Here is a 21,941-nt window from a genome sequence, read left to right on the forward strand (position 1 = left end):
ACGCCTTTGCGATCGTTCTTAAAAAATTATATAATTTCTTAGCGAACCTTGCGTTAAAATACAAGCTCATTAAAAAAAATGAGTTATTATTTTCTGACATTTCCCTTCTTCAAACATATATTTATATACATTTTGTAACATTTAATTCACTTTTCATACTAATTGATAAACAATTTCTAAATTTTATGAAAAAGCGACTTCTTTCTGCTGCTGCCGTAGCTTTCTTCGGGCTAATGCTGAACGCACAGCAAATCAAATTCGAAGAGTATGACCTTCCCAATGGTCTTCACGTAATTCTTCATCAGGATAACTCAGCACCGGTTGTAACAACAGGTGTAATGTACCACGTAGGTGCAAAAGATGAAGTAAAAGGCAGAACAGGTTTTGCTCACTTCTTTGAACACCTTTTATTCGAAGGAACTCCTAACATCAAGAGAGGAGACTGGTTTAAAATCGTTTCTTCAAACGGAGGGCAAAACAACGCCAACACTACCAATGACAGAACTTATTATTACGAAACGTTCCCTTCCAATAACGAACAGCTTGGACTTTGGATGGAAGCGGAAAGAATGCGTCACGCTGTTATCAACCAGATTGGTGTAGATACACAGAGAGAGGTTGTAAAAGAAGAGAAAAGATTAAGAATGGATAACCAGCCTTACGGAAATCTTTTCACTACTATTCAGAAAAACTTATTTACCAATCACCCATACAACTGGCCAACAATTGGTTCTATGGAAGATTTGAACTCAGCGAAACTGGAGGAATTCCAGGCATTCTACAAAAAGTATTACGTTCCGAATAACGCTACTTTAGTGGTTGCAGGAGACATTAAACCTGAGCAAACCAAGAAATGGATCGAAACCTATTATGGTGGAATTCCAAAAGGAACACTTTATCCAAAAGATTTCCCGAAAGATGCTCCTATCACACAGGAAAAAGAAGTTACTGCTACGGATCCGAACATTCAACTTCCGGCGTATGTATTCGCGTACAGAACTCCGGCTAACAAAGAAAAAGATGCTTATGTGTTGGATATGCTTTCTTCTTATCTGAGCAACGGCAAATCTTCAGTTTTATATAAAAAATTAGTTGACCAGGATAAAAAAGCACTTCAGGTAGCTGCTTTCAACCAAGGGCTTGAAGACTACAGTATTTTTGCCTTCTTCGCGATTCCAATGGGACAGACTACAAAACAGACTTTACAGACTGACATTGATGCTGAAATCAAAAAAGTACAAACTACTCTGATTTCTGAAGAAGATTATCAAAAACTTCAAAACCAATACGAAAACCAGTTTGTAAATGCTAATTCAAGCATTCAGGGAATTGCGGCTTCATTGGCAACCAACCACGTATTGATGGGTGACACGAATTTGATCAACAAAGAAATCGACATTTACAGATCTATCACCAGACAGGATCTTCAAAATGCAGCTAAAAAGTATCTTAATTCCAACCAAAGAATAATCATCAATTACGTACCTGAGAAAAAGTAATCATTCAACTTTTTAGGTGATAACATGATTATTAAAAATTAAATTTTTACAAATGAAAAAGCAATTAACATATATAGCTGCAGCGTTTTTCTTTACAGGAATGGTTTCAGCACAAAAAATAGATCTTAATGCAATGCCGAAACCGGGACCTACTCCTGCGATTAACATTGCGAAGCCAAAAACTTTCCAGCTAAGCAACGGCCTAACAGTAATGGTTGTTGAAAACAACAAATTACCAAGAGTAAGCGCAAGTCTTTCTATGGACAGACCTCCATACAACGAAGGAGCAGTAACCGGAGTAAGCGAGATTATGGCTGAACAGTTCGAAAACGGAACGACCAACATCAGCAAAGATGATTTCAATAAAAAAGTAGACTACCTTGGAGCAAACCTTAATTTCTCTTCAGGTGGTGCATCTGCCAATTCACTTTCAAAATATTTCCCTGAAGTTTTAGGTTTAATGGCTGATGCTATGATTAATCCTAAATTCTCTGCTGAAGAAATTCAAAACTCTAAAGAAAGAGCAATCGAAGGATTAAAATCCGAAGAAAAAAATGCTTCTTCTATTGCAGAAAGAGTTTCTAACGCTTTGATGTATGGAAAAAATACTTCAAGAGGAGAATTTGAAACTGTTGAATCTATCAACAAAATTCAGTTAGCTGACGTACAAAACATTTATAAAAAATACTACGCTCCGGATAATGCTTATTTAGTAATTGTTGGAGACGTAAAGTTTGACCAGGTTAAACCTTTGATTGAAAAAGCTTTCAATGGCTGGAAAAAAGCGAACACACCTATTGCACAGTTAGAACCTGCTTCGAATGTTGCTAAAACAGAAATCAATGTAGTAGATGTTCCTTCAGCTGTACAGTCTGTTGTTTCATTAAACAACCTGAACACCCTGAAAATGAAAGATGCCAACTACTTCCCTGCAACAATCGCAAACTATATCCTTGGTGGTGGTGGTGAAGCAAGACTTTTCATGAACCTTCGTGAGAAAAACGGATTTACCTATGGTGCTTACTCAAGTATGGTTGCCAGCAAATATTCTCCACAATTCTCTGCAAGTGCAAGCGTAAGAAACGAAGTTACAGACAAAGCTGTTAAAGAATTCATGAATGAACTTAACGCTATTTCTACAGTAAAACCGGAAGAATTAGCCAATGCTAAAGCTAAGCTGAAAGGATCTTTCATTATGTCTTTGGAACAGCCAGCTACTATCGCAAGATTTGCTTTGAACCAAAAAGTTCAGGATCTGCCTGCTGATTTCTATACCAATTACTTAAAATCTATCGATAAAGTAACTGCAGCAGATGTTTCCAATGCTGTAAAAGCTACTATTTTACCAAACCAAAGCAGAATTTTCATTGCTGGTAAAGCATCTGACATTTCTGAAGGATTGGAAAAATTAGGTTACCCTGTAAAATATTTCGATAAAGAAGCTAACCCTGTTGCAAAACCAACTGTACAAAAAGTGGATGCTAGCGTAACGGTAGCTTCTGTAGTTGATAAATACATCAATGCTATCGGAGGAAAAGCTAATCTGGCAAAGATCACTTCTTATACTACCAACGCTTCAATGTCTATGCAAGGACAGAACATCGATTTTAAAATCGTTAAAGCACAAGGTGGAAAGGAACTTACCACTGTAACAGCAATGGGACAGGTTGTTCAGAAGCAGGTTTTCGATGGAAAAACCGGTTATTCTATGCAAATGGGACAAAGAGTTGATATCACTCCGGAAGAAATTGCTGAAAAACAAAAGAATCCTGAGCTTTTCGAAGAATTAGGTTTTGCAAAATCTGCTGATTATACATTAGGCGGAATTGAGAAAATCGGAGGTGAAGATTCTTATGCTATTAAAGGTGGAGATACAACCTATTACTACAGTGTTGCAACGGGATTAAAAACCGGAGAAACTAAAAAAGTAAAAGCTAAAGGTCAGGAAATGACTATCCCAACAACATTCTCTAATTACAAAGATGTAAACGGAGTGAAAATGCCTTACACCATCTCTGTAAGTCAAATGGGAATGGACATGACGATGACAGTAAAGTCTTATGAGATCAATAAGGCTACAGATGCTGATTTTAAATAAGAACATCCTATTTTTATAGAAAAAACGGCAACAATTGTTGCCGTTTTTATTTTTATCAACATTTGGCGACATCTTTTTTTGTCATTCAGTAAAAAAAGATTAAATTTGCCCATTCAAAAAGATATAAGAATTAATGGATACTATATTTACACTACTAATGGTTCTTGTTATGGTTGCCAGTGTTTTATTGGTAATTATCGTTATGGCACAAAACCCAAAAGGAGGAGGCCTTTCCAGTACATTCGGAGGTGCATCATCTGCACAGTTTGGAGTACAGAGAACCAATGATTTCATGGAAAAAGCAACATGGACTCTAGGCGGAACTATCATCGTTCTTATCCTTTTAAGCGTTGTTATCACAGGTAAACCATCTCAGGCACTTCCTGCACAACAACCTGCTAAGAAAGAAGCTCCTGCTAAACAGTCAGCTCCTGCTTCTTCTACAACAACTCCGGCACAGACTCCTGTAGCTCCGGCAAAATAAGAAGAATATCATCTTACATAAAAACAAAAGCAACTCAAATTGAGTTGCTTTTTTATTTTAATTTGATCTTTTCAATCTGATGCCGAAGTTTTAATCCTGCCTTTAAAAATGAGTATTGCATAGGCTTAGATCCTTTATAATATTTATCAATAAAGATCTGCATGGCTCCATAAAATCTGTTGAGATAGACTTCATCTTTGATGGTACTTTCTCCTTTATGGTGAAGGATAGAAACTTTTCCATAATAGAAATTATGATATCCATTTCTTAAAAATGTATAGCAGAGATCAATATCTTCTCCATACATAAAATAAGCTTCATCCAATCCTCCTATTTTTTCATAGACCTCTTTTTTGGCCAATAAAAATGCTCCGGTGATCACATCCACCTCTGCAATTGCATTTTCATCTATATCATTTCTGTAATAAGATTTCGAATTGTTTTTTTTAAAATTGGTAAACAGCTTTTCAAACGAATTGAACATATCCGGAACCGAACGTTTGCTTTCAGGAAGGAAATTCCCTTCTGCATCATGCATTCTCACTCCCAGACATCCGAATGAAGGCTGAGCATCTGCAAAATCCAGCAATTCTTTCATATAGAACCCTTCCAACTCCGTATCGGGATTTAAAAGCAATATATATTCTCCTTTGGCAGTTTGAACACCATGGTTATTCGCTTTTGCAAAACCACCATTTGTTGCAGATGATATAAAATGTACATTGGGAAATTCCGGAATAAGATCTCCCCAGGAACTATCCGTAGAAGCATTATCAATGACAATAACTTCATATTCTATCTCCTGTACGTATTTCTGAAGAGACAGGAGACAGCTTCTGAGCAATTGGGTAACATTATAATTAACAATAATAACAGACAGCTTCATATTAATCCTTTTCGTTGTACGGCAACCTGTTGATAATAGATCTTCCTAAAGAAATTTCATCCGCATATTCCAATTCGTCCCCTACTGAAATTCCTCTTGCAATGCTTGAAAAATTCACATTGAAATTTTTAAATTTCTTATAAATATAATACGCGGTGGTATCTCCTTCCATGGTGGCGCTCAACGCAAAAATAAATTCCTTTACCTTTCCGTCATTCAGTTTCTTTTCGATGCTTGGGATATTTAACTGTCCTGGCCCTACTCCTTCCATCGGAGAGATTTTCCCTCCCAGAATCAGATATTTCCCTGTGTACTTCCCTGTATTTTCAATAGCAATTACATCACGTACATCTTCAACGATACAGATCAGTTCACCATTTCTCTTTTCATTGCTGCATATTTCGCAAATGTCAAAATCTGAAAAATTGTGACATTCTTTACAGTATTTTATTTCATTGACAAGGTTAATCAGGGAGTTTCCAAGACTTACAGCTCTGGAATTGGGCTGCTTCAACAAATGGAGTGCTAACCTCAAAGCCGTTTTTCTTCCAATCCCAGGCAATCCCGAAATCTCATCTACTGCTTTTGCCAATACTTTACTAGGGTAATCCATAGATACAAAAATAAGGATTAAAGTTGATAATTGATAGTGAATTATGAATCGTCAATTCGCTTTGCTTATGAATTTTCATACAACATGAATAAATTTTAGCGCAGTGTTCGCTAAGGAATTTTTATAGTTCTTAAAAAACGATCGCAAGGGCGTTCCACTCAGCAATATACGAAGCAGATATCCTGACTGAACGAAGTGCCTTTGTGAACAAAACATACAAATCCGGTAAACAAACCTTGCAAACGCTGCGTTAAATAGACTCTAACGGCGAATTCCGCTAAGATATCTAATGGCTAAAAAAGGCTCGCAAAAGCATTTCACTCACCAATAGACAAAGCGGATATCCTGGCTGAACGAAGTGCCTTTGCGATCGAAATAGATAAAAGTACATATCAACCTTGCGGACATAGCGTTTATTTTTAATCAAAGCATGCGCAATACAATGTCCCATTATGATATTTTAAATTTCTCCCATCGCTGAGAACTCTGGAAAAAACCTCTATATTTGCGGCTTAAATTAAATATGAAAAAAATAAACTGACATGGTACTTAACAACCTTAATTATCCTCTGGATTTCAAATTCAAAATCACTACTTTAGCAGGAGACTTCAACATTACTGACAAAAACGGAAATTATGTAGCATATGTTCGTCAGAAAATGTTCAAGTTGAAAGAAGATGTTATCGTTTTTAATGATGAAAGCAAGTCTAAAGAACTTTTCAGAATCAGAGCGAATCAATGGATTGATTTTAATGCTTCTTATTCTTTGAATGATCTTATCGATAATAAAAACTTCGGTAGACTGGCGAGAAAGGGAATGCGTTCTATCTGGAAAGCAAGCTATGATATTCTGGATGCACACGATCAGCCTAAGTTTAAAATTCAGGAAGACAGTGCATGGGTAAGATTCTGGGACAGCTTTGTAGGAGAACTTCCCATCATAGGAATGTTTACAGGGTATTTCCTTAATCCATCGTATACTGTAACAGGTATTGACGGAAAGGCTTATTTTAAACTGAAAAAAATGCCTTCATTCTTTGGAAGAAGATTCCAGCTGGATAGACTGATTGACATTGATGATGAGGAAGAAAGCTTGGTAATCCTTTCTTTATTAATGATGACACTTCTTGAAAGAGCAAGAGGATAAACAAATAATAAAACCACAAACACATGAAATATTTAATCATTTTATTTTCCACATTTCTATTGGTAGCCTGTAAAAAGGAAAAAGAAACAGTTTCAGGTTCTGCTCCTGCCGATTCTTTGCATGTTACAAAAGATACTGCCTCTATTGGTCCGTCTTCAGGAAATATTCTGGTGGGAACCATTCCGTTTCCAAAAGAAATCAAAGAATGTTCCTGCTATTTTGCTGCAAGCAAAACTGATTTTGAAAATGAAAGATACATCTACGCTGATGATGCCGGAAAAACAGCTTATATGATGCTGGATGGCAAAAGACTGGCCATGAATCTTATTTCATCAAGTGATATGGAAGTAGATGAATTGCTTACCAAGGAAATAGAAAATGACGATTATAAAATTTCTGTAAAAGGTAAAAAAATAAAAGGCGAAGAAGCTTTACTGTTTGAAGGAACTCTGACTATAGAGAAACCAGACGGAACTACATTTACCACTCCGATCTATGGAGAGTGTGGTTGTTAATAAAAGTAAAATCATACAAAAATGCTTCTGTAACTCAACAGAAGCATTTTTTATTTCGTAAATTTGAGAAAAATAAAATTCAATGGAATTATCTAATATAGAACCGCAGATTATCTGGAAAAATTTCTCCAAATTAAATGCTGTTCCAAGACCTTCAAAAAAAGAAGAGAAAGTAATCGCTTTTATCAAAGGATTTGGTGAAAATTTAGACCTGGAAACTACGGTAGATGAAGTAGGAAACGTTATTATTAAGAAACCTGCCACTGCAGGAATGGAAAACCGTAAATCGATTGTGCTTCAATCGCACCTTGATATGGTTTGCCAGAAAAACAATGACGTTAATTTCGATTTTGAAACGGAAGGAATTAAAATGGAAATTGATGGTGACTGGGTGAAGGCAAAAGGAACTACTTTAGGAGCTGATAATGGTTTAGGAGTAGCTACCATCATGTCTATTCTTGAAAGTTCAGATATTCCACACCCTGCATTGGAAGCTCTTTTCACGATTGATGAGGAGACAGGAATGACCGGTGCTTTAGGATTAAAACCAGGACAGCTGACAGGACAGATTCTATTAAACCTTGATACTGAAGAGGACGATGAAATCGATATCGGCTGTGCAGGAGGTGTAGATGTGACGATCACTCAAACTTATGCTACAGAAGCTTCAAAAGGACAAATTGTAAGAATTGAAGTAAAAGGACTTCAGGGTGGACACTCCGGAATGGATATTCATAAAGGTTTCGGAAACGCCAATATTATTTTGGGAAGACTTCTTTACAGCGGTTTAGAAAATCAGAATATTGAATTGGTTTCTATCGACAGCGGAGGGTTGAGAAATGCCATTCCAAGAGAAGGTGTTGCTCTAATTTCTGTGAGAAATGCTCAGGAATTTATTGAGAATATAACTGCCCTTAAAAAAGATATCTTAGAAGAATTTGCTACGGTAGAACCGGGACTTCAAATCAATATTGAGAACTCTACCTCTTCTGACAAAGCTATTTCAGAAGGAGATTCTAAAAAAGTGATTCTTACTTTAAAAGCTCTTCATAACGGAGTATACAGAATGAGCCCGGATGTAGCTGATCTTGTAGAAGCTTCCAACAACGTAGCCAGAGTAGAATTGAAAGGTGGAGAACTTAAGATTTTAAACCTTACAAGATCTTCTGTAGATTCTTCTAAATATTCAGTAGCAGAGCAATTGAAATCTGTTGCAGAATTAGCTGGAATGAATATTGAATTCAGTGGTTCTTACCCTGGATGGAAGCCAAAACCAGGTTCTGAGATTGTACAGTTGATGGAGAAGCTTTATACTGAGAAGTTCAAAGAGAAACCTCATGTTGTGGCTTGCCACGCAGGTCTTGAATGTGGAATCATCGGAGCTAACTATCCTGAAATGGAAATGGTAAGCTTTGGACCCACGATCAGAGGAGCTCACTCTCCTGATGAAAAAGCAAATATCCCTTCAACTCAGAAATTCTGGAGTTTCCTAAAAGATATTTTAGCAAATATTCCTCAGAAATAGAATAGTAAAATGAGTATATTGAATATCCAAAGTCTTATGATTTTGGATATTTTTAGTTTTAATTGAAATAAAAATGCTTCGACAGGCTCAGCATGGTGCTGTTAAAAATTCAACTCTAAAAAAAACAGTTAGTATTAGAGATGTCATGCTGAGCTTGTCGAAGCATCTAAACCATAAAAAAACTTAAACAATGAAAAGTATCACTGTATTCTGCGGCTCAAGCTTTGGTTCGCATGACATTTACAAAGAACAGGCATTTTTATTGGGACAAACTTTAGCTCAACAAGGTATACAGCTTATATATGGCGGTGCAGATGTCGGATTGATGGGAACCATCGCTGATGGAGCATTGGCAGAAGGAGGTAATGTCATTGGAGTCCTTCCCCACTTTTTACAATCCAAAGAAATAGCTCATAAAAATCTGACAGAACTTATCATCGTGGAAACGATGCACGAAAGAAAAACCAAAATGAATGAACTTTGTGATGGGGTTATCGTTCTTCCCGGTGGCTACGGAACGCTGGAAGAGTTTTTCGAGATGATTACATGGGCACAACTTGGGCTTCACAAAAAACCGATCGGAATTTTGAATATTGACGGATTTTATGATGATCTGATCAAGCTGGTTCAAACCATGGTAGATAAAGGATTCTTAAAGCAAGTGAACAGAGATATGCTTTTGATCAGCAATACTATTCATGATCTGCTGGAAAAGATGAGAAATTATCAGGCTCCTACGGTTGGGAAGTGGATTTCTAAAGAGGAAATATAACGGTTATAAATTTTCATATGAATAACTACAACGTTAATAAAGAAATGCTTGGCGTTGCTACAGTATTTGTAACTATATTCATTATTGTTCCTGCACTTTCTTTTTATTCTAAGGAAGATTGTAAGACTGCGATGGAAAGAGTCAGGAAGCAAAAATGTAAAATTAGGGTCGAAAGTATTGAAGGTATAAGATCTCTTAAGCTAAAAGGAACAATTCCTGAAAGCATTCAACCTTGCGAATGTTCTGAAGATGGCCAATGGTGGGTTTCCTATAAAAATGAAATAGACCCTGGAGATTACTTTATAAAGAATGAAGGGGAAAGTCATTTTGAAATTATCAAAGAAGACACTCTAATCAGACACGAGTATATATGTTCTCCGAAATAAATATAAAAACAAAACCCGTCCGAAAAATTCGGACGGGTTTCTTATTAAGATTAAAAAATATTTTCTAAGGATAAGGAGCAATTTCCACTTCGAGCCCTTCCATGGCATCGGCAATATGTAACTGGCATCCTAATCTGCTGTTGTCTTTCACATGGAAAGCTTCAGCCAGCATGGCATCTTCTTCATCTCCCATCGGTTCCAAACCGGGATCATTAATTACATATACCTGGCATGAAGCACACATCGCCATTCCTCCGCATACACCAATAGTACCTTCTTCTGCCAATTCATAGGAACGGATAATTTCCATTAAGTTCATGGACATATCCGTAGGAGCTACGACATCGTGGGTTACACCTTCTCTGTCGGTGATTTTAATATTAACGTCTGACATAATTCTGCAAAATTAGTCAATTTTTTTCACAACTGCCTTCTCTGCTTCTTTACGGCTTCCGTCAAATCCGTCTACACCGCTTACCGTTGTATATTTTAATACGAATTTTTTACCAGGATTGAGTCTGTTATAAACACTCTGACACATTAAAGTAGCTTCGTGGAAACCACAAAGGATCAACTTCAGTTTTCCAGGATATGTATTGATATCACCAATTGCGTAGATTCCATCAATGTTTGTTTGATAATCAAGAGCATTGTTCACAACAATTGCATTTTTCTCGATATTCAATCCCCAGTTTCCGATCTCACCTAATTTTGGAGTCAATCCGAATAAAGGAATGAAATAATCTGTTTCAATATCGTAAGCTTCCTGCCCTTCTACTTCTACAGTGATCGCTTCTACTTTTCCGTCACCTTTAATACCGGTAACTTCTGCAGGTGTAATTAACTTTATTTTTCCCTGGTTTTTCAGATCCTGAACTTTCTCTACAGAATCCAAAGCTCCTCTGAACTCATTTCTTCTGTGGATCAAAGTCACTTCACTTGCAACGTTTGAAAGGAAAACACTCCAGTCCAAAGCAGAATCTCCACCTCCGGCAATTACTACTTTTTTGTTTCTGAAATGCTCAGGCTCTTTCACGAAATATTCAAGCCCTTTTTCTTCATAATCAGCAAGATTATCAAAAGTAGGTTTTCTAGGTTCAAAAGTTCCTAATCCACCTGCAATGGCAATCGCTTTACATCTGTGAACCGTTCCTTTATTTGTGATCACTTCAAACCACTCATCGTCTACTTTTGTATAAGAAACAGCGGTCTCTCCTAAAGTAAATCCAGGCTGAAACTGTTTGATCTGCTCCATCAAATTATCCACCAATTCTCCAGCATTCACAGAAGGATAACCTGGGATATCGAAGATCGGTTTTTTAGGATAAAGTTCTGCCAATTGCCCTCCCGGCTGTGGAAGCGCATCAATAATATGACACTTCATTTTTAATAAACCAGCTTCAAAAACTGCAAAAAGTCCTGTAGGTCCCGCACCTATGATCAATATATCAGTGGTTATCATAATCTTTAAGATAATTTAATTATACATGTAGCTGCAAATTTACTAATTTTAATGCGAAGCATATTTAATTGATTCTAAATAAAAACCTGAGATTTGTCAAATATCTATCAATTAAGATTTTAAATTTGGCAATGTTTTTGTAAATGTCTTGTTATGAAGAAAATTTCAATCCTTTTTGCATTATTAATATTCTTTTTTGGCACAGCCCAGATTGATAATATCGCGGACGGCGAATCTATTACTCTAAGAATCCATTACGGCTTCCTTAATGCAGGAACTGCTAACCTTACTACAAAGCAAACCACTTATAAAGGGGTTCCTCATCTTTATGTAAAAGGAACAGGACAAACCACAGGTGCTGTAAAAGCATTCTTCAAAGTAGAAGATTTATATGAAAGCTTTATCAATACACAGACGGGATTACCAAGCTTTTATGTCAGAAATGTACGTGAAGGAAGCTACCGCCAGCATTTTGAAACCGTTTTTAATCACGATAATAATACTTTAATATTAACTGATAAAAAGACTACGGCCAATGGTTCAAAGGTTTTAAAATCAGTAAAAGGTGTTCAGGACATGCTTTCCTGCTTTTATTATTTAAGAAGTAAAAGCCCGGATGAATTGAAAGTGGGAACTATCATTAATATGAATGTATGGATTGATGATGAAATGTTTCCTTTTCAGCTGAAAGTAACAGGAACAGAAAATTTAAAGACAAAATTTGGTACCATCAACTGTTTAAAGATTATTCCATCGGTAAAGAGCGGAAGAGTATTCAAAGAAAAAGAAGGCGTAACCATGTGGGTTTCCAATGATGCTAACCACGTTCCTATGTTATTGAAAGCAGAGCTTGCAGTAGGATCACTGAAAGCAAGTATCGATGATTACAAGAATGTAAAATATCCTTTAAAGTTTAGCAAATAACAATCATCAGTTTTAAAGATAAAGCCTGTCTCAAAAGTCAAATAATTTGATTTTTGAGACAGGTTTTTTTTATGTTTAATGTAATAGAAGGTTAACATTGATTGTCTTTATAATAGAGGCAGACAGAGAGCTGCAGCATGTCAATACTTCATTTGAGGTCTCTAGCGGATTCGAACCGAAGTATGGGCATAAGAAACAGACACGTGTAAATTTTCAATAAGATCAGTTTTTAATTACGTTTTGTTTCTTAGGTCAGTAATTAAAAACAAAAAACCTCCGGAGCTCCGGAGGTTTGATTTTTTATAGTGTTTTGAACTGTTCCAGTGTTCTGATATCATTTTCGAAGAACATTCTGATGTCACTCATCTGGTAAAGAAGCATGGTAATTCTTTCGATACCCATTCCGAATGCATATCCTGAATATTTCTCAGAATCGATATTCACATTTTTCAGTACGGCAGGGTCTACCATTCCACATCCCATAATCTCCAGCCATCCTGTTCCTTTCGTGATTCTGTAGTCTGTTTCAGAGTTTAATCCCCAATACACATCAATTTCAGCACTTGGCTCTGTGAACGGGAAGAAAGAAGGTCTCATTCTGATTTTAGATTTTCCGAAAAGCTCAGTGGTAAAGAACTGAATCGTTTGCTTTAAATCTGCAAAGCTTACATTCTCATCAATATATAATCCTTCAATCTGATGGAAAATACAGTGAGAACGTGAAGAGATCGCTTCATTTCTGAACACTCTTCCAGGAGATAAAATTCTGATTGGCGGCTGATTTTCTTCCATATAACGGGTCTGTACGGAAGAAGTATGCGTTCTTAAAAGAATATCAGGATTCTGTTCAATGAAGAATGTATCCTGCATATCTCTTGCCGGATGGTATTCCGGAAGGTTAAGCGCAGTAAAGTTATGCCAGTCATCTTCAATCTCTGGACCATCTGCCACAGCAAAGCCAATCGATTTGAAGATTTCAATAATTCTGTTTTTTACCAGATTGATCGGATGTCTTGACCCCAATTCCAATGGAAAAGCAGGTCTAGTAAGGTCTTCTTTTTCAACTACAACAGAAGATGCTGAAGCATTTTTCAAATCCTCCAGTTTTACAGCAACTGCCTGTTTTAAAGTATTGATCTTTTGTCCGAATTCTTTCTTTTGGTCGTTAGGAACTTCTTTAAATTTTTCAAAAAAATCATTAAGAACCCCTTTTTTACCATTGTACTTGATTCGGAAGTTTTCGATATCTTCCTTAGAGGTAGCATTGAAGCCATTTACTTCGACCAGTAATTCTTCTATCTTTTCTATCATTGTTTTACCCTTTCAAAATGTTTTGCAAAAATACGATTTTAAGTTGAATAATAAGTCCGTCAAAAAAAAATCTGCCTCTTTTTCGGGAGGCAGACTTCAATCACTTATTTCACTTAAATAAAAAAATTATTTCTTTTCTAAAGCTTTAACGCTGATCTGAAGAGTTACCTCGTCTTTAATCACGCCGTTTTCAGCCGGAGCCTGGAACTTCACTCCAAACTCTTCTCTCTTGATATCTTTCGGTTCAGTAGCTACACTTACCTCTCCATCTTTCACAGAAACATTAGCTTTAAACTGAACAGGTTTTGTAATTCCTTTAATCGTTAAATTACCATCTAAAAGAGTATTGTAATCACCTTCTGTAGCCGGAGTAACCTTTGTAATCTCATAAGAAGCTGTTGGGAATTTTTCAACTTCAAAGAAATCTCCGCTCTTCAGGTGGCCATTTAATTTTCCTAAATCTTCCGGGCTGTTTTTCAGATCCACAGAAGTTAAAGAGTTCATATCAGCAACGAATTTTCCGCTTTCCAGTTTTCCGTCTTTCACCGTCACATCTCCACTTTCAAACCTGATTGTTCCAAAATGACTTGTATTCTCAGATTTAAATACTTTATATCCCTTCCATTCAACCTTACTGTTTAGCGTATCCAAAGTGAACTGACTACCTTCTTTAGTAGTCGTCACCTCATTACTTTCACTGGTAAGTGGTTTGTCTTTTTTACAAGAAACCATTACAGCGGCGATAAATAATGCAGGAATAGCTAATGAAAACAGCTTTTTTCTCATTTTTGATTTATTTTTATTAGTTCCGCTAATATAATAAAAAAAATTATGTTTTCATAAAAACCTTACATTTGTAATATGCTATTAGAAATAAACAATTTATTTTTCTCTCACAACAAAGAAAATCCCCTGTTTCAGAACCTTAACCTAAGGTTTGAAGAAAACAGAATTATAGCTCTTGCCGGTGAAAGCGGATGTGGAAAATCTACTCTCCTTAACCTTATTTATGGTCTTTTGGATTGGGAAAGCGGAGAGATTATTTTTAACGGAACAAAGCTTTTGGGACCGAAAGGAAATCTTGTTCCGGGAGAAGCTGAAATGAAATTTGTAGCACAGAATTTTGATCTTATGCCCTATGCTACCGTTGCTGAAAACGTAGGAAAATTTATTTCTAATATCAATTTAAAACAAAAAAAAGAAACCGTAACAGAGCTTCTTGAGGTGGTAGGGCTTCAGGAATTTGCGAATGTACTTCCAAAATACCTAAGCGGTGGACAACAGCAAAGAGTCGCTATTGCCAGAGCATTATCTGTACTTCCCAAGCTTCTTATTTTAGATGAACCATTCAGTAATCTGGATTTTCCGAGAAAAATTGAACTGAGGGAAAGGCTTTTCAGATATGTAAAACAACATGGCGTTTCTCTGATTATTTCCACTCATGAACTTCAGGACATCATGCCATGGCTGGATCAGATTGTTATTCTGCAGGACGGAAGACTGATTCAAAATGACAGCCCGGAAGAAACCTATAGAAATCCTTACAACTCTTATGTTGCTAAATTATTTGGAGAAGTGAATATTTTCAGTGAGGCTGAAGCGGAAGATTTCCAGCTTCAAAAGTTCTCTTATTATCCTAAAGAAATCAAAATTACAGAAACCGGTCTCGAAGCCGAAGTTCTTGAAAGCAGATTTGCAGGAAATTATTACTGGAATAAATTAAGAGCAAAAGAAAAGGAACTTGTTGTGTATACGGATGAGAAAATTTCAGGAACCATAAATGTTTCGTTTATTTAAGCGAAAACTCTTAACCCTAAAAGTGAAACAGACCTTTCCCTATGAGCCCGTTTAAACTTTCAATATTCGTTGCATAACTTATACATTTACTTACACTTATCAACAAAAAAAATACAAACATAAGAATCTGTATATGAAACTTTTTCTTACATTTGTATTTCTAAAGTATAAGGAAATTTTTGGTTAATTCTCTTTCTGCCTTCCAGACGGACATTAGCAATCTTGCAATTAAGTCTTTCGAAAGATTACACTGTCCAATTTTTTCCTTTTCTTATTTTTAGGCATAAAAAAACGGAGTTTTCTTACGCTTTCTTTACAAATTCTGATTTAAGAGCCATTGCTCCAAAACCATCAATTTTACAGTCAATGTTGTGATCACTTCCTGGTCTCAGACGAATATTTTTCACTTTAGTCCCTGCTTTTACCGGTTTTGGTGCTCCTTTTACCGGAAGATCTTTTACTACCACTACAGAATCTCCATCCTGAAGTTCATTTCCGTTGGAGTCCAGAATTTTTCCTTCATTGGCAGCTTCAGCAGCTACTTCTGCCGGATCCCATTCATAGAAACATTGGGAACATACCATCATATTATCGCTCGGATAGGTAAACTCGGAGCTGCATTTTGGACAAAGTATTGTATCACTCATATTCTTATTTTTTGCAAAGGTAGAAATTTTTAGAGGTTGAAGTCAAGAGATAAAGTTCAGTATAGTAGATAATAAGCGCATATTAATATAACACGACATAGTGAATTAGTGCAAATTAAATAAACTTGCTACAAAGAAAATAAGGTATAGTAATGAACAGTGTATATTTTGTCAGCAAATATTTTTCATTAAGCAAAAACATAGGTGTATTTGTTTTTAAAGTGAAAGGCTATTGTCAACAAATAAAAAATATAAATATTCGGAAAATCTTTACAAATTCAGCATTAAAATGTATTTCTACCACTTAAAAAATCAATAAAGAGATTGACTTTACATCAATAATATTAGATCAGATCGCATTACTTCCCCACTCTGAACTCCTCCAATTCCCAAACCTATCAACTCAATCTTCAACTCTCAATTAAAAGTCGTATTTTTGCAGATTCAAACAGCGAAGCAAATTTATGGAACTTATTCACAGAAACTTGGCAATCGGAATTCACGATGCCTTACAGGAGACATTTTTTGAGAAAAACAAATATGCCGATAAAGTTATCGAAAGACTTTTGAAAGCAAACAGAAAATGGGGAAGCCAGGACAGAGCCGTTGTTTCTGAAATTTTTTACAATATTATCCGTTGGAAAAAACGCCTTGAATACTATATGGGTGAAGGTGTGAAACCCAACAATATCTACAAATTGATTATTGCGTATTTACTTTGGAGTAAAACCAATTATAAAAAATTCGAAGAATTTGACGGAATCAAAATCGCCGATATTCTTACCAAACTTAAAAAGAACACTGTTCCTACAAAAGCAATAGAACACTCTATTCCTGAATGGCTGGCTGAAACTCTTGAAAAAGAAATAGGTGCCAATTGGGAAAAAGAAATGGCTGCTTTGAATGAGCAGGCTCCTACAGTTTTAAGAGCAAACTCTTTAAGAACAACAACGAAAGAACTTATTTCCGACCTTTCTGATGAGGGTGTTGTTTCTTACCCTATTAAAAATTATCCTGATGCTGTTCAGCTGGAAGAAAAGAAAAATGTTTTCCTTACCACGGCTTTCAAAGAAGGATTATTTGAAGTTCAGGATGCTTCTTCTCAGAAAATCGGGTATTTCCTTGACGTAAAAGAAGGACAAAGAGTAGTAGATGCATGTGCTGGTGCTGGTGGAAAAACACTTCACCTGGCTGCATTAATGAAAAACAAAGGTCAGATTGTAGCATTAGATATCTTCGAATGGAAGCTTGCCGAGCTGAAGCGTCGTGCCAAAAGAGCGGGAGCGCACAATATTGAAACCCGTATGATCTCTGACAACAAAGTGATCAAACGTCTTCATGAAAAAGCTGACAGACTTCTGATTGATGCACCATGTTCAGGTCTTGGAGTTTTGAAAAGAAACCCGGACAGTAAGTGGAAAATTGATCAGGACTTTATAGACAGAATTAAAAAGGAACAACAACAAATTCTTCAGGACTATTCTAAAATGCTTAAAAAAGGAGGAAAAATGGTATATGCTACCTGTTCTATCCTTCCATCTGAAAACAACCTTCAGGTAGATGAGTTCATCAAAAACAATCCTGGATTCAAGATGATTAAAGATGAAAAAGTAATGCCTAGCGAAGGGTATGACGGATTCTATATGGCTTTGATTGAGAGAGTTTCTTAATCCAAATCCAACAAACAATACATTAAACTACTCTATTTTCCGGAGTAGTTTTTTTTGTTTTAAAACCTACCAGAAAAAAATGTAACAATTTTTGTAACATTTCAATCCCATTGTCTACTAACTGTATAGATTAAAACCGGTTTGATGCTGTAGAAAGTTTGGAATACTTTTGCAACAAACTCAATTATTTATGCATACAAGAATCGTTTTCAATTTTGTGGCTGTTTTCGTATACTGTCTGTTTTCTGCACAGACGTATGAAATTCAGTACACCAGTTCTTATAACGGAAAGGTATCAACGGATCAGCCTCCTATCATCGTTTGGGTCAATGAGAAGGAAAATTTCATTCTTAACAGTACCATCAAAGAACAAAAAAGCAGTTATCCTTATGAGATTACTAAGGTAGAAAAGCCGTCTAATACGATTGTTTCTTATGCATTTTTAAAACCGGAAGCCATTATTTCAGCATCAGATACAGAGTCTGTTGGAAAACAGAATTTTGAACTTACCAATGAAACAAAAAAGATCTTAGGATATAACTGTAAAAAAGCGGTTACAAAGGTCAATTCAAATACCATTGAAGTCTGGTACACCAATGATTTAAAACTTAAAGGGGGGCCTTCTGTTTTAGGACAGAATTTAGGATTAGTTCTGGAAGTAGAAAGAAACAAAAATTCTTTAGTTACAGCCGGATCAATCAAAAAAATCAAAAATACCGGGATTGAAAGCATTGTAAAAGGAAACATACAGACAACCGATCAGCTGGGATATAAAGATCTGCTTTGGAAAAGCAGGTTTACCACACTGAATATTTTTGAAAATGAAACCATCAACTTCTCTGACGCTTCAAAATCTGATGACCAGATCAAGAGATACGCCAACGGAACCATCATTCTTAAAAAAATAAAATTCCCTGCCATTACAGAAGGAGAAAATATTTTTGTAGAACTGAAACAACAGTCTAACGGAGATGCTTATGACAGAACCGGAACTGTATTTTTCATTCCGCAGGACAAAGAAAAATCTTTTTTTGACGGCCTGGAAAAGGGAGCAAAAACACTTCCTCTCTACGAAAACGGAAATGGAAAGCAATATTACGGAGTAACCACTACCGACAATTATAGCCCTGCTATGGAAATGATGAGATTCTTTACTGCTTTTGGCATCCAGAAATTCAATCATATCCAGCTTAAAGGAAAAGACTGGCAGACCATCAGCCCTTACCGACAGGATATCACAGAATTGAAACCTGCTTTATCAGGAAAAGAACTTTGGGTAGGTACCTTTATCGGCAATTATGATAAAGGAGGTCATAAAGTAAGCCTTGATATTACAATTCATAGCAGTGATCAGACCGTAAATAAGAACAATACAGCTATTCCTTTGTTTAATACTTTAAATATTATGGAAATGGCAGGACAGGACTACTCTACCATGTTCAATCAGGATAAAGGCCTTCTTGTTTCTTTTACTTTGGATAAAGATCTGAAAAATGCACAGCTAAGATATACCACAACAGGACACGGCGGTTGGGAAAATGGCGATGAATTCGTTCCAAAAGCCAATTCTATATTCATGGATGGAAATGCTGTATTTTCATTTATTCCATGGAGAACAGATTGCGGCTCGTATCGTTTATACAATCCGGCTTCCGGAAATTTCCAGGACGGGCTTTCATCCTCAGACCTCAGCAGATCAAACTGGTGTCCGGGAACGGTTACCAATCCTAATTTTATCCCTCTGGGAGATTTGAAAGCAGGTAAACACACTATACAGGTAAAAATTCCGCAGGGACCTACAGAAGGAACAAGTTTCAGCTCATGGAATGTTTCAGGAACGTTACTGGGAGTACAATAAAAACAAAACCTTCTTGCATGAGAATTGCAAGAAGGTAAAAACACAAATGATGAAAAAAAATTATTTCGAGCCACAAAGTAAGGGGTAAAATTCATATAATTAATTACCATAGATTAATAAATATGTCATTTTTATTTCGTATGGAAATCACATCAATTTCGGCTCAACGAAAAAAATTAATCAAAAACATGTCAATTTCAAGAAATAGTTAAAATTTTCAACTTTAAAACATTAATTAATTAAAAATTTTCGTTTTTAAATATTTTTTATTGTTATTTATAAACATCCCTTCTACTTTTGTTCCATAAATAATAAAAATCATGTGTGGAATTGTATGTTTATTCGACGCCAAGCAAAAAACTGAAGTATTAAGACCTCAGGTATTGGAAATGTCAAAAAAAATCCGTCACAGAGGACCGGATTGGAGCGGAGTTTTTCAGGACGAGAAAGTAATTTTTTCTCACGAAAGACTTGCCATTGTAGATCCTACTTCTGGAAAACAGCCTCTATTTACTAAAGATGGAAAAGTAGTATTAGCGGTGAACGGAGAAATCTATAATCATAGAGAACTTAAAGAAGAATTTCCGGATTATGAGTTTCAGACTCAGTCCGACTGTGAGGTGATCCTTGCCCTTTACAGAAAATACGGAAAAGATTTCGTAGAGAAACTTAACGGAATTTTTGCATTCGCATTATACGACACAGAAAACGACATTTATCTTATTGCCCGCGATCATATGGGAATCTGCCCACTTTATCAGGGTTGGGATAAAAACGGAAACTACTATGTTGCGTCAGAATTAAAAGCTCTCGAAGGAATCTGTAAAAAAATAGAAACCTTCTTACCAGGACATTTGATGTACAGTCCGGACGGAACAGAACTTCAGCAATGGTACACAAGAGAATGGGACAGCTTTGATCATGTAAAGGAAAATGAAACCGATATCTCAAAACTGAGAAAAGGTCTCGAAGATGCTGTCCACAGACAACTGATGAGCGATGTTCCTTATGGTGTTCTTCTTTCAGGAGGATTAGATTCATCTGTTATTTCAGCAATCACTGCAAAATTTGCCCGCCAGAGAATTGAAAGTGGCGACACGCAGGAAGCATGGTATCCGAGACTTCATAGTTTTGCAGTAGGACTTGTGGGTTCTCCTGATCTTGCAGCTGCACAAAAGGCAGCAGAGCACATCGGATCTGTTCACCATGAAGTTAACTTTACCGTTCAGGAAGGACTAGATGCTGTACGTGACGTCATTTATCACCTTGAAACCTATGATGTAACCACTATCAGAGCATCCACTCCGATGTATCTTTTGGCTAGAGTTATCAAATCTATGGGGATTAAAATGGTTCTTTCAGGAGAAGGTTCCGATGAATTGTTCGGTGGTTACTTATACTTCCATAAAGCTCCTAACGCAAAAGAATTCCACGATGAAACTGTAAGAAAACTGGGCAAACTTCACCTTTATGACTGTTTAAGAGCCAACAAGGCACTGATGAGCTGGGGAATTGAAGGAAGAGTTCCTTTCCTTGATAAAGAATTCATGGATATTGCCATGACCATTAACCCTCAGGATAAAATGATCAACACTGCTGAAGGGAAAATTGAAAAATGGGTATTGAGAAAAGCTTTTGAAGACTTGCTTCCAGATTCTATTGTCTGGAGACAAAAAGAACAGTTCTCGGATGGTGTAGGCTATTCATGGATCGATACTTTAAAAGAAGTGGCTGAAAAAGAAGTTACGGATGAAATGATGACGAATGCAAGATTCAGATTCCCGCTAAACACTCCACAGAACAAAGAAGAATACCGATACAGAACTATTTTTGAAGAACATTTCCCAAGTGAAACTGCAGCAGCTACCGTTCCATCGGTTCCATCTGTTGCCTGCTCCACTCCTATTGCTCTGGAATGGGATGAAGCATTTAAAAAAATGAATGATCCAAGCGGAAGAGCCGTGAAAGTACATGAGACTTCGTATTAGAGAGGTATTTGATGAATTGTCAATCGTCAATCCGCTGCGCTAGTGAATCTGTTTCGGGTTTCGGGATATTTTAGCGCGGAGTACACTAAGATATTTCTAATATTTAAAAACGATCGCAATGGCGTTTCACTCAGCAACAGACAAACGATATCATAGCTGAACGAAGTGCTCTCGCGAACGAAGTATACAAAATGAATATAACCTTGCGACCATAGCGTTTATTTAATAATTCACTAATTGAAATATATATTTTTTTCATTCAAACATATAACTCTCTCAGTTATAATTTATCAATCCTGTAGCAATACAGGATTTTTTCTTGAATTAACAATAACAATATGGCATAATTTAACTCACA

The 21,941-nt window shown here is 36.3% G+C and carries 20 protein-coding genes; 13 read left to right on the forward strand and 7 right to left on the reverse strand.

Going from position 1 to position 21,941, the window contains the following annotated elements:
* Window positions 1-185 precede the first annotated feature (185 nt).
* The 3 genes from REB14_RS08230 (at window position 186) to secG (ending at window position 4,081) form a co-directional block, all read left to right on the forward strand.
* Window positions 186-1,499 carry a M16 family metallopeptidase gene (locus REB14_RS08230; protein WP_079240632.1) on the forward strand — a complete coding sequence of 438 codons (1,314 nt, stop codon included), beginning with the start codon at window positions 186-188 and terminating at the stop codon, window positions 1,497-1,499.
* A 52-nt stretch (window positions 1,500-1,551) separates the two neighbouring features.
* The gene (locus REB14_RS08235; protein WP_079240631.1) at window positions 1,552-3,597 is read left to right on the forward strand and encodes a M16 family metallopeptidase; all 2,046 of its coding nucleotides are present in this window, start codon (window positions 1,552-1,554) and stop codon (window positions 3,595-3,597) included.
* 133 nt (window positions 3,598-3,730) lie between these two features.
* The gene (gene secG / locus REB14_RS08240; RefSeq protein WP_079240630.1) at window positions 3,731-4,081 is read left to right on the forward strand and encodes a preprotein translocase subunit SecG; all 351 of its coding nucleotides are present in this window, start codon (window positions 3,731-3,733) and stop codon (window positions 4,079-4,081) included.
* Between the two features lie 52 nt (window positions 4,082-4,133).
* Here the strand turns inward: secG and REB14_RS08245 are convergent, their stop codons facing one another.
* Window positions 4,134-4,973: a glycosyltransferase family 2 protein gene (locus REB14_RS08245; RefSeq protein WP_309521963.1), complete on the reverse strand. Its 840-nt coding sequence runs from the start codon at window positions 4,971-4,973 to the stop codon at window positions 4,134-4,136.
* A complete protein-coding gene (gene recR / locus REB14_RS08250; protein WP_076596214.1) occupies window positions 4,969-5,580 on the reverse strand; it encodes a recombination mediator RecR in 612 nt (203 codons plus the stop codon). The genes REB14_RS08245 and recR overlap by 5 nt, the downstream gene beginning before the upstream one ends.
* 542 nt (window positions 5,581-6,122) lie before the next feature.
* On the opposite strand from recR, the gene REB14_RS08255 reads away from it, so the two are divergent.
* The 5 genes from REB14_RS08255 to REB14_RS08275 all read left to right on the forward strand — a co-directional run bounded on the left by REB14_RS08255 (window position 6,123) and on the right by REB14_RS08275 (window position 9,926).
* Complete coding sequence (locus tag REB14_RS08255; protein WP_034697031.1) at window positions 6,123-6,728, forward strand: LURP-one-related family protein; 606 nt, start codon at window positions 6,123-6,125, stop codon at window positions 6,726-6,728.
* A gap of 23 nt (window positions 6,729-6,751) precedes the next feature.
* Window positions 6,752-7,243 carry a hypothetical protein gene (locus REB14_RS08260; protein ID WP_309521938.1) on the forward strand — a complete coding sequence of 164 codons (492 nt, stop codon included), beginning with the start codon at window positions 6,752-6,754 and terminating at the stop codon, window positions 7,241-7,243.
* Between the two features lie 82 nt (window positions 7,244-7,325).
* Window positions 7,326-8,768, forward strand: coding sequence for an aminoacyl-histidine dipeptidase (locus tag REB14_RS08265; RefSeq protein ID WP_309521939.1), 1,443 nt, complete (start codon window positions 7,326-7,328; stop codon window positions 8,766-8,768).
* A gap of 190 nt (window positions 8,769-8,958) precedes the next feature.
* Window positions 8,959-9,540, forward strand: coding sequence for an LOG family protein (locus REB14_RS08270; RefSeq protein ID WP_079240626.1), 582 nt, complete (start codon window positions 8,959-8,961; stop codon window positions 9,538-9,540).
* A 17-nt stretch (window positions 9,541-9,557) separates the two neighbouring features.
* Entirely contained in the window at window positions 9,558-9,926 is a 369-nt protein-coding gene (locus tag REB14_RS08275) for a hypothetical protein (RefSeq protein WP_079240625.1), read from the forward strand.
* Between the two features lie 64 nt (window positions 9,927-9,990).
* On the opposite strand, the gene REB14_RS08280 is transcribed toward REB14_RS08275, so the two are convergent.
* Window positions 9,991-10,320 (reverse strand): 2Fe-2S iron-sulfur cluster-binding family protein, encoded by a 330-nt coding sequence (locus tag REB14_RS08280; RefSeq protein WP_034697026.1) that lies wholly within the window; start codon window positions 10,318-10,320, stop codon window positions 9,991-9,993.
* Between the two features lie 12 nt (window positions 10,321-10,332).
* Complete coding sequence (locus REB14_RS08285; protein WP_034697025.1) at window positions 10,333-11,388, reverse strand: NAD(P)/FAD-dependent oxidoreductase; 1,056 nt, start codon at window positions 11,386-11,388, stop codon at window positions 10,333-10,335.
* Window positions 11,389-11,541: 153 nt separating this feature from the next.
* Between REB14_RS08285 and REB14_RS08290 the strand changes: the two genes are divergently transcribed.
* Entirely contained in the window at window positions 11,542-12,312 is a 771-nt protein-coding gene (locus tag REB14_RS08290; RefSeq protein ID WP_309521940.1) for a DUF3108 domain-containing protein, read from the forward strand.
* A gap of 300 nt (window positions 12,313-12,612) precedes the next feature.
* Here the strand turns inward: REB14_RS08290 and pheS are convergent, their stop codons facing one another.
* The gene (pheS, locus tag REB14_RS08295) at window positions 12,613-13,623 is read right to left on the reverse strand and encodes a phenylalanine--tRNA ligase subunit alpha (RefSeq protein ID WP_129041812.1); all 1,011 of its coding nucleotides are present in this window, start codon (window positions 13,621-13,623) and stop codon (window positions 12,613-12,615) included.
* Window positions 13,624-13,749: 126 nt separating this feature from the next.
* Window positions 13,750-14,409, reverse strand: coding sequence for a YceI family protein (locus REB14_RS08300; protein WP_079240622.1), 660 nt, complete (start codon window positions 14,407-14,409; stop codon window positions 13,750-13,752).
* 75 nt (window positions 14,410-14,484) lie between these two features.
* On the opposite strand from REB14_RS08300, the gene REB14_RS08305 reads away from it, so the two are divergent.
* Window positions 14,485-15,420, forward strand: a complete 936-nt coding sequence (locus REB14_RS08305; protein WP_079240621.1) for a sulfate/molybdate ABC transporter ATP-binding protein — start codon at window positions 14,485-14,487, stop codon at window positions 15,418-15,420.
* A 302-nt stretch (window positions 15,421-15,722) separates the two neighbouring features.
* Here REB14_RS08305 and REB14_RS08310 read toward each other — a convergent pair whose 3' ends face one another.
* Entirely contained in the window at window positions 15,723-16,067 is a 345-nt protein-coding gene (locus tag REB14_RS08310; protein ID WP_034697018.1) for a zinc ribbon domain-containing protein YjdM, read from the reverse strand.
* A gap of 464 nt (window positions 16,068-16,531) precedes the next feature.
* Here REB14_RS08310 and REB14_RS08315 point away from each other — a divergent pair, with 464 nt between their 5' ends.
* The 3 genes from REB14_RS08315 (at window position 16,532) to asnB (ending at window position 21,583) form a co-directional block, all read left to right on the forward strand.
* On the forward strand, window positions 16,532-17,737 hold the full coding sequence (locus REB14_RS08315) for an RsmB/NOP family class I SAM-dependent RNA methyltransferase (RefSeq protein ID WP_079240620.1): 1,206 nt from the start codon (window positions 16,532-16,534) through the stop codon (window positions 17,735-17,737).
* A 190-nt stretch (window positions 17,738-17,927) separates the two neighbouring features.
* Window positions 17,928-19,595, forward strand: a complete 1,668-nt coding sequence (locus REB14_RS08320; protein ID WP_309521941.1) for a GLPGLI family protein — start codon at window positions 17,928-17,930, stop codon at window positions 19,593-19,595.
* Between the two features lie 320 nt (window positions 19,596-19,915).
* Window positions 19,916-21,583 carry an asparagine synthase B gene (gene asnB, locus REB14_RS08325; protein ID WP_079240618.1) on the forward strand — a complete coding sequence of 556 codons (1,668 nt, stop codon included), beginning with the start codon at window positions 19,916-19,918 and terminating at the stop codon, window positions 21,581-21,583.
* Window positions 21,584-21,941: the final 358 nt, after the last annotated feature.

Origin of the sequence: Chryseobacterium metallicongregator, assembly GCF_031324065.1 — a bacterium.
Classification (GTDB): domain Bacteria; phylum Bacteroidota; class Bacteroidia; order Flavobacteriales; family Weeksellaceae; genus Chryseobacterium; species Chryseobacterium metallicongregator.

Excerpts from the sequence above, each read along its gene's own strand:
- REB14_RS08300 (WP_079240622.1), bottom strand. The coding sequence starts at position 14,409 with ATGAGAAAAAAGCTGTTTTCATTAGCTATTCCTGCATTATTTATCGCC.
- REB14_RS08285 (WP_034697025.1), bottom strand. The coding sequence starts at position 11,388 with ATGATAACCACTGATATATTGATCATAGGTGCGGGACCTACAGGACTT.
- REB14_RS08265 (WP_309521939.1), top strand. The coding sequence starts at position 7,326 with ATGGAATTATCTAATATAGAACCGCAGATTATCTGGAAAAATTTCTCC.
- REB14_RS08290 (WP_309521940.1), top strand. The coding sequence starts at position 11,542 with ATGAAGAAAATTTCAATCCTTTTTGCATTATTAATATTCTTTTTTGGC.
- REB14_RS08275 (WP_079240625.1), top strand. The coding sequence starts at position 9,558 with ATGAATAACTACAACGTTAATAAAGAAATGCTTGGCGTTGCTACAGTA.
- asnB (WP_079240618.1), top strand. The coding sequence starts at position 19,916 with ATGTGTGGAATTGTATGTTTATTCGACGCCAAGCAAAAAACTGAAGTA.
- pheS (WP_129041812.1), bottom strand. The coding sequence starts at position 13,623 with ATGATAGAAAAGATAGAAGAATTACTGGTCGAAGTAAATGGCTTCAAT.
- secG (WP_079240630.1), top strand. The coding sequence starts at position 3,731 with ATGGATACTATATTTACACTACTAATGGTTCTTGTTATGGTTGCCAGT.
- REB14_RS08305 (WP_079240621.1), top strand. The coding sequence starts at position 14,485 with ATGCTATTAGAAATAAACAATTTATTTTTCTCTCACAACAAAGAAAAT.
- REB14_RS08260 (WP_309521938.1), top strand. The coding sequence starts at position 6,752 with ATGAAATATTTAATCATTTTATTTTCCACATTTCTATTGGTAGCCTGT.
- REB14_RS08315 (WP_079240620.1), top strand. The coding sequence starts at position 16,532 with ATGGAACTTATTCACAGAAACTTGGCAATCGGAATTCACGATGCCTTA.
- REB14_RS08310 (WP_034697018.1), bottom strand. The coding sequence starts at position 16,067 with ATGAGTGATACAATACTTTGTCCAAAATGCAGCTCCGAGTTTACCTAT.
- REB14_RS08280 (WP_034697026.1), bottom strand. The coding sequence starts at position 10,320 with ATGTCAGACGTTAATATTAAAATCACCGACAGAGAAGGTGTAACCCAC.
- REB14_RS08255 (WP_034697031.1), top strand. The coding sequence starts at position 6,123 with ATGGTACTTAACAACCTTAATTATCCTCTGGATTTCAAATTCAAAATC.
- REB14_RS08235 (WP_079240631.1), top strand. The coding sequence starts at position 1,552 with ATGAAAAAGCAATTAACATATATAGCTGCAGCGTTTTTCTTTACAGGA.
- REB14_RS08320 (WP_309521941.1), top strand. The coding sequence starts at position 17,928 with ATGCATACAAGAATCGTTTTCAATTTTGTGGCTGTTTTCGTATACTGT.
- recR (WP_076596214.1), bottom strand. The coding sequence starts at position 5,580 with ATGGATTACCCTAGTAAAGTATTGGCAAAAGCAGTAGATGAGATTTCG.
- REB14_RS08270 (WP_079240626.1), top strand. The coding sequence starts at position 8,959 with ATGAAAAGTATCACTGTATTCTGCGGCTCAAGCTTTGGTTCGCATGAC.
- REB14_RS08230 (WP_079240632.1), top strand. The coding sequence starts at position 186 with ATGAAAAAGCGACTTCTTTCTGCTGCTGCCGTAGCTTTCTTCGGGCTA.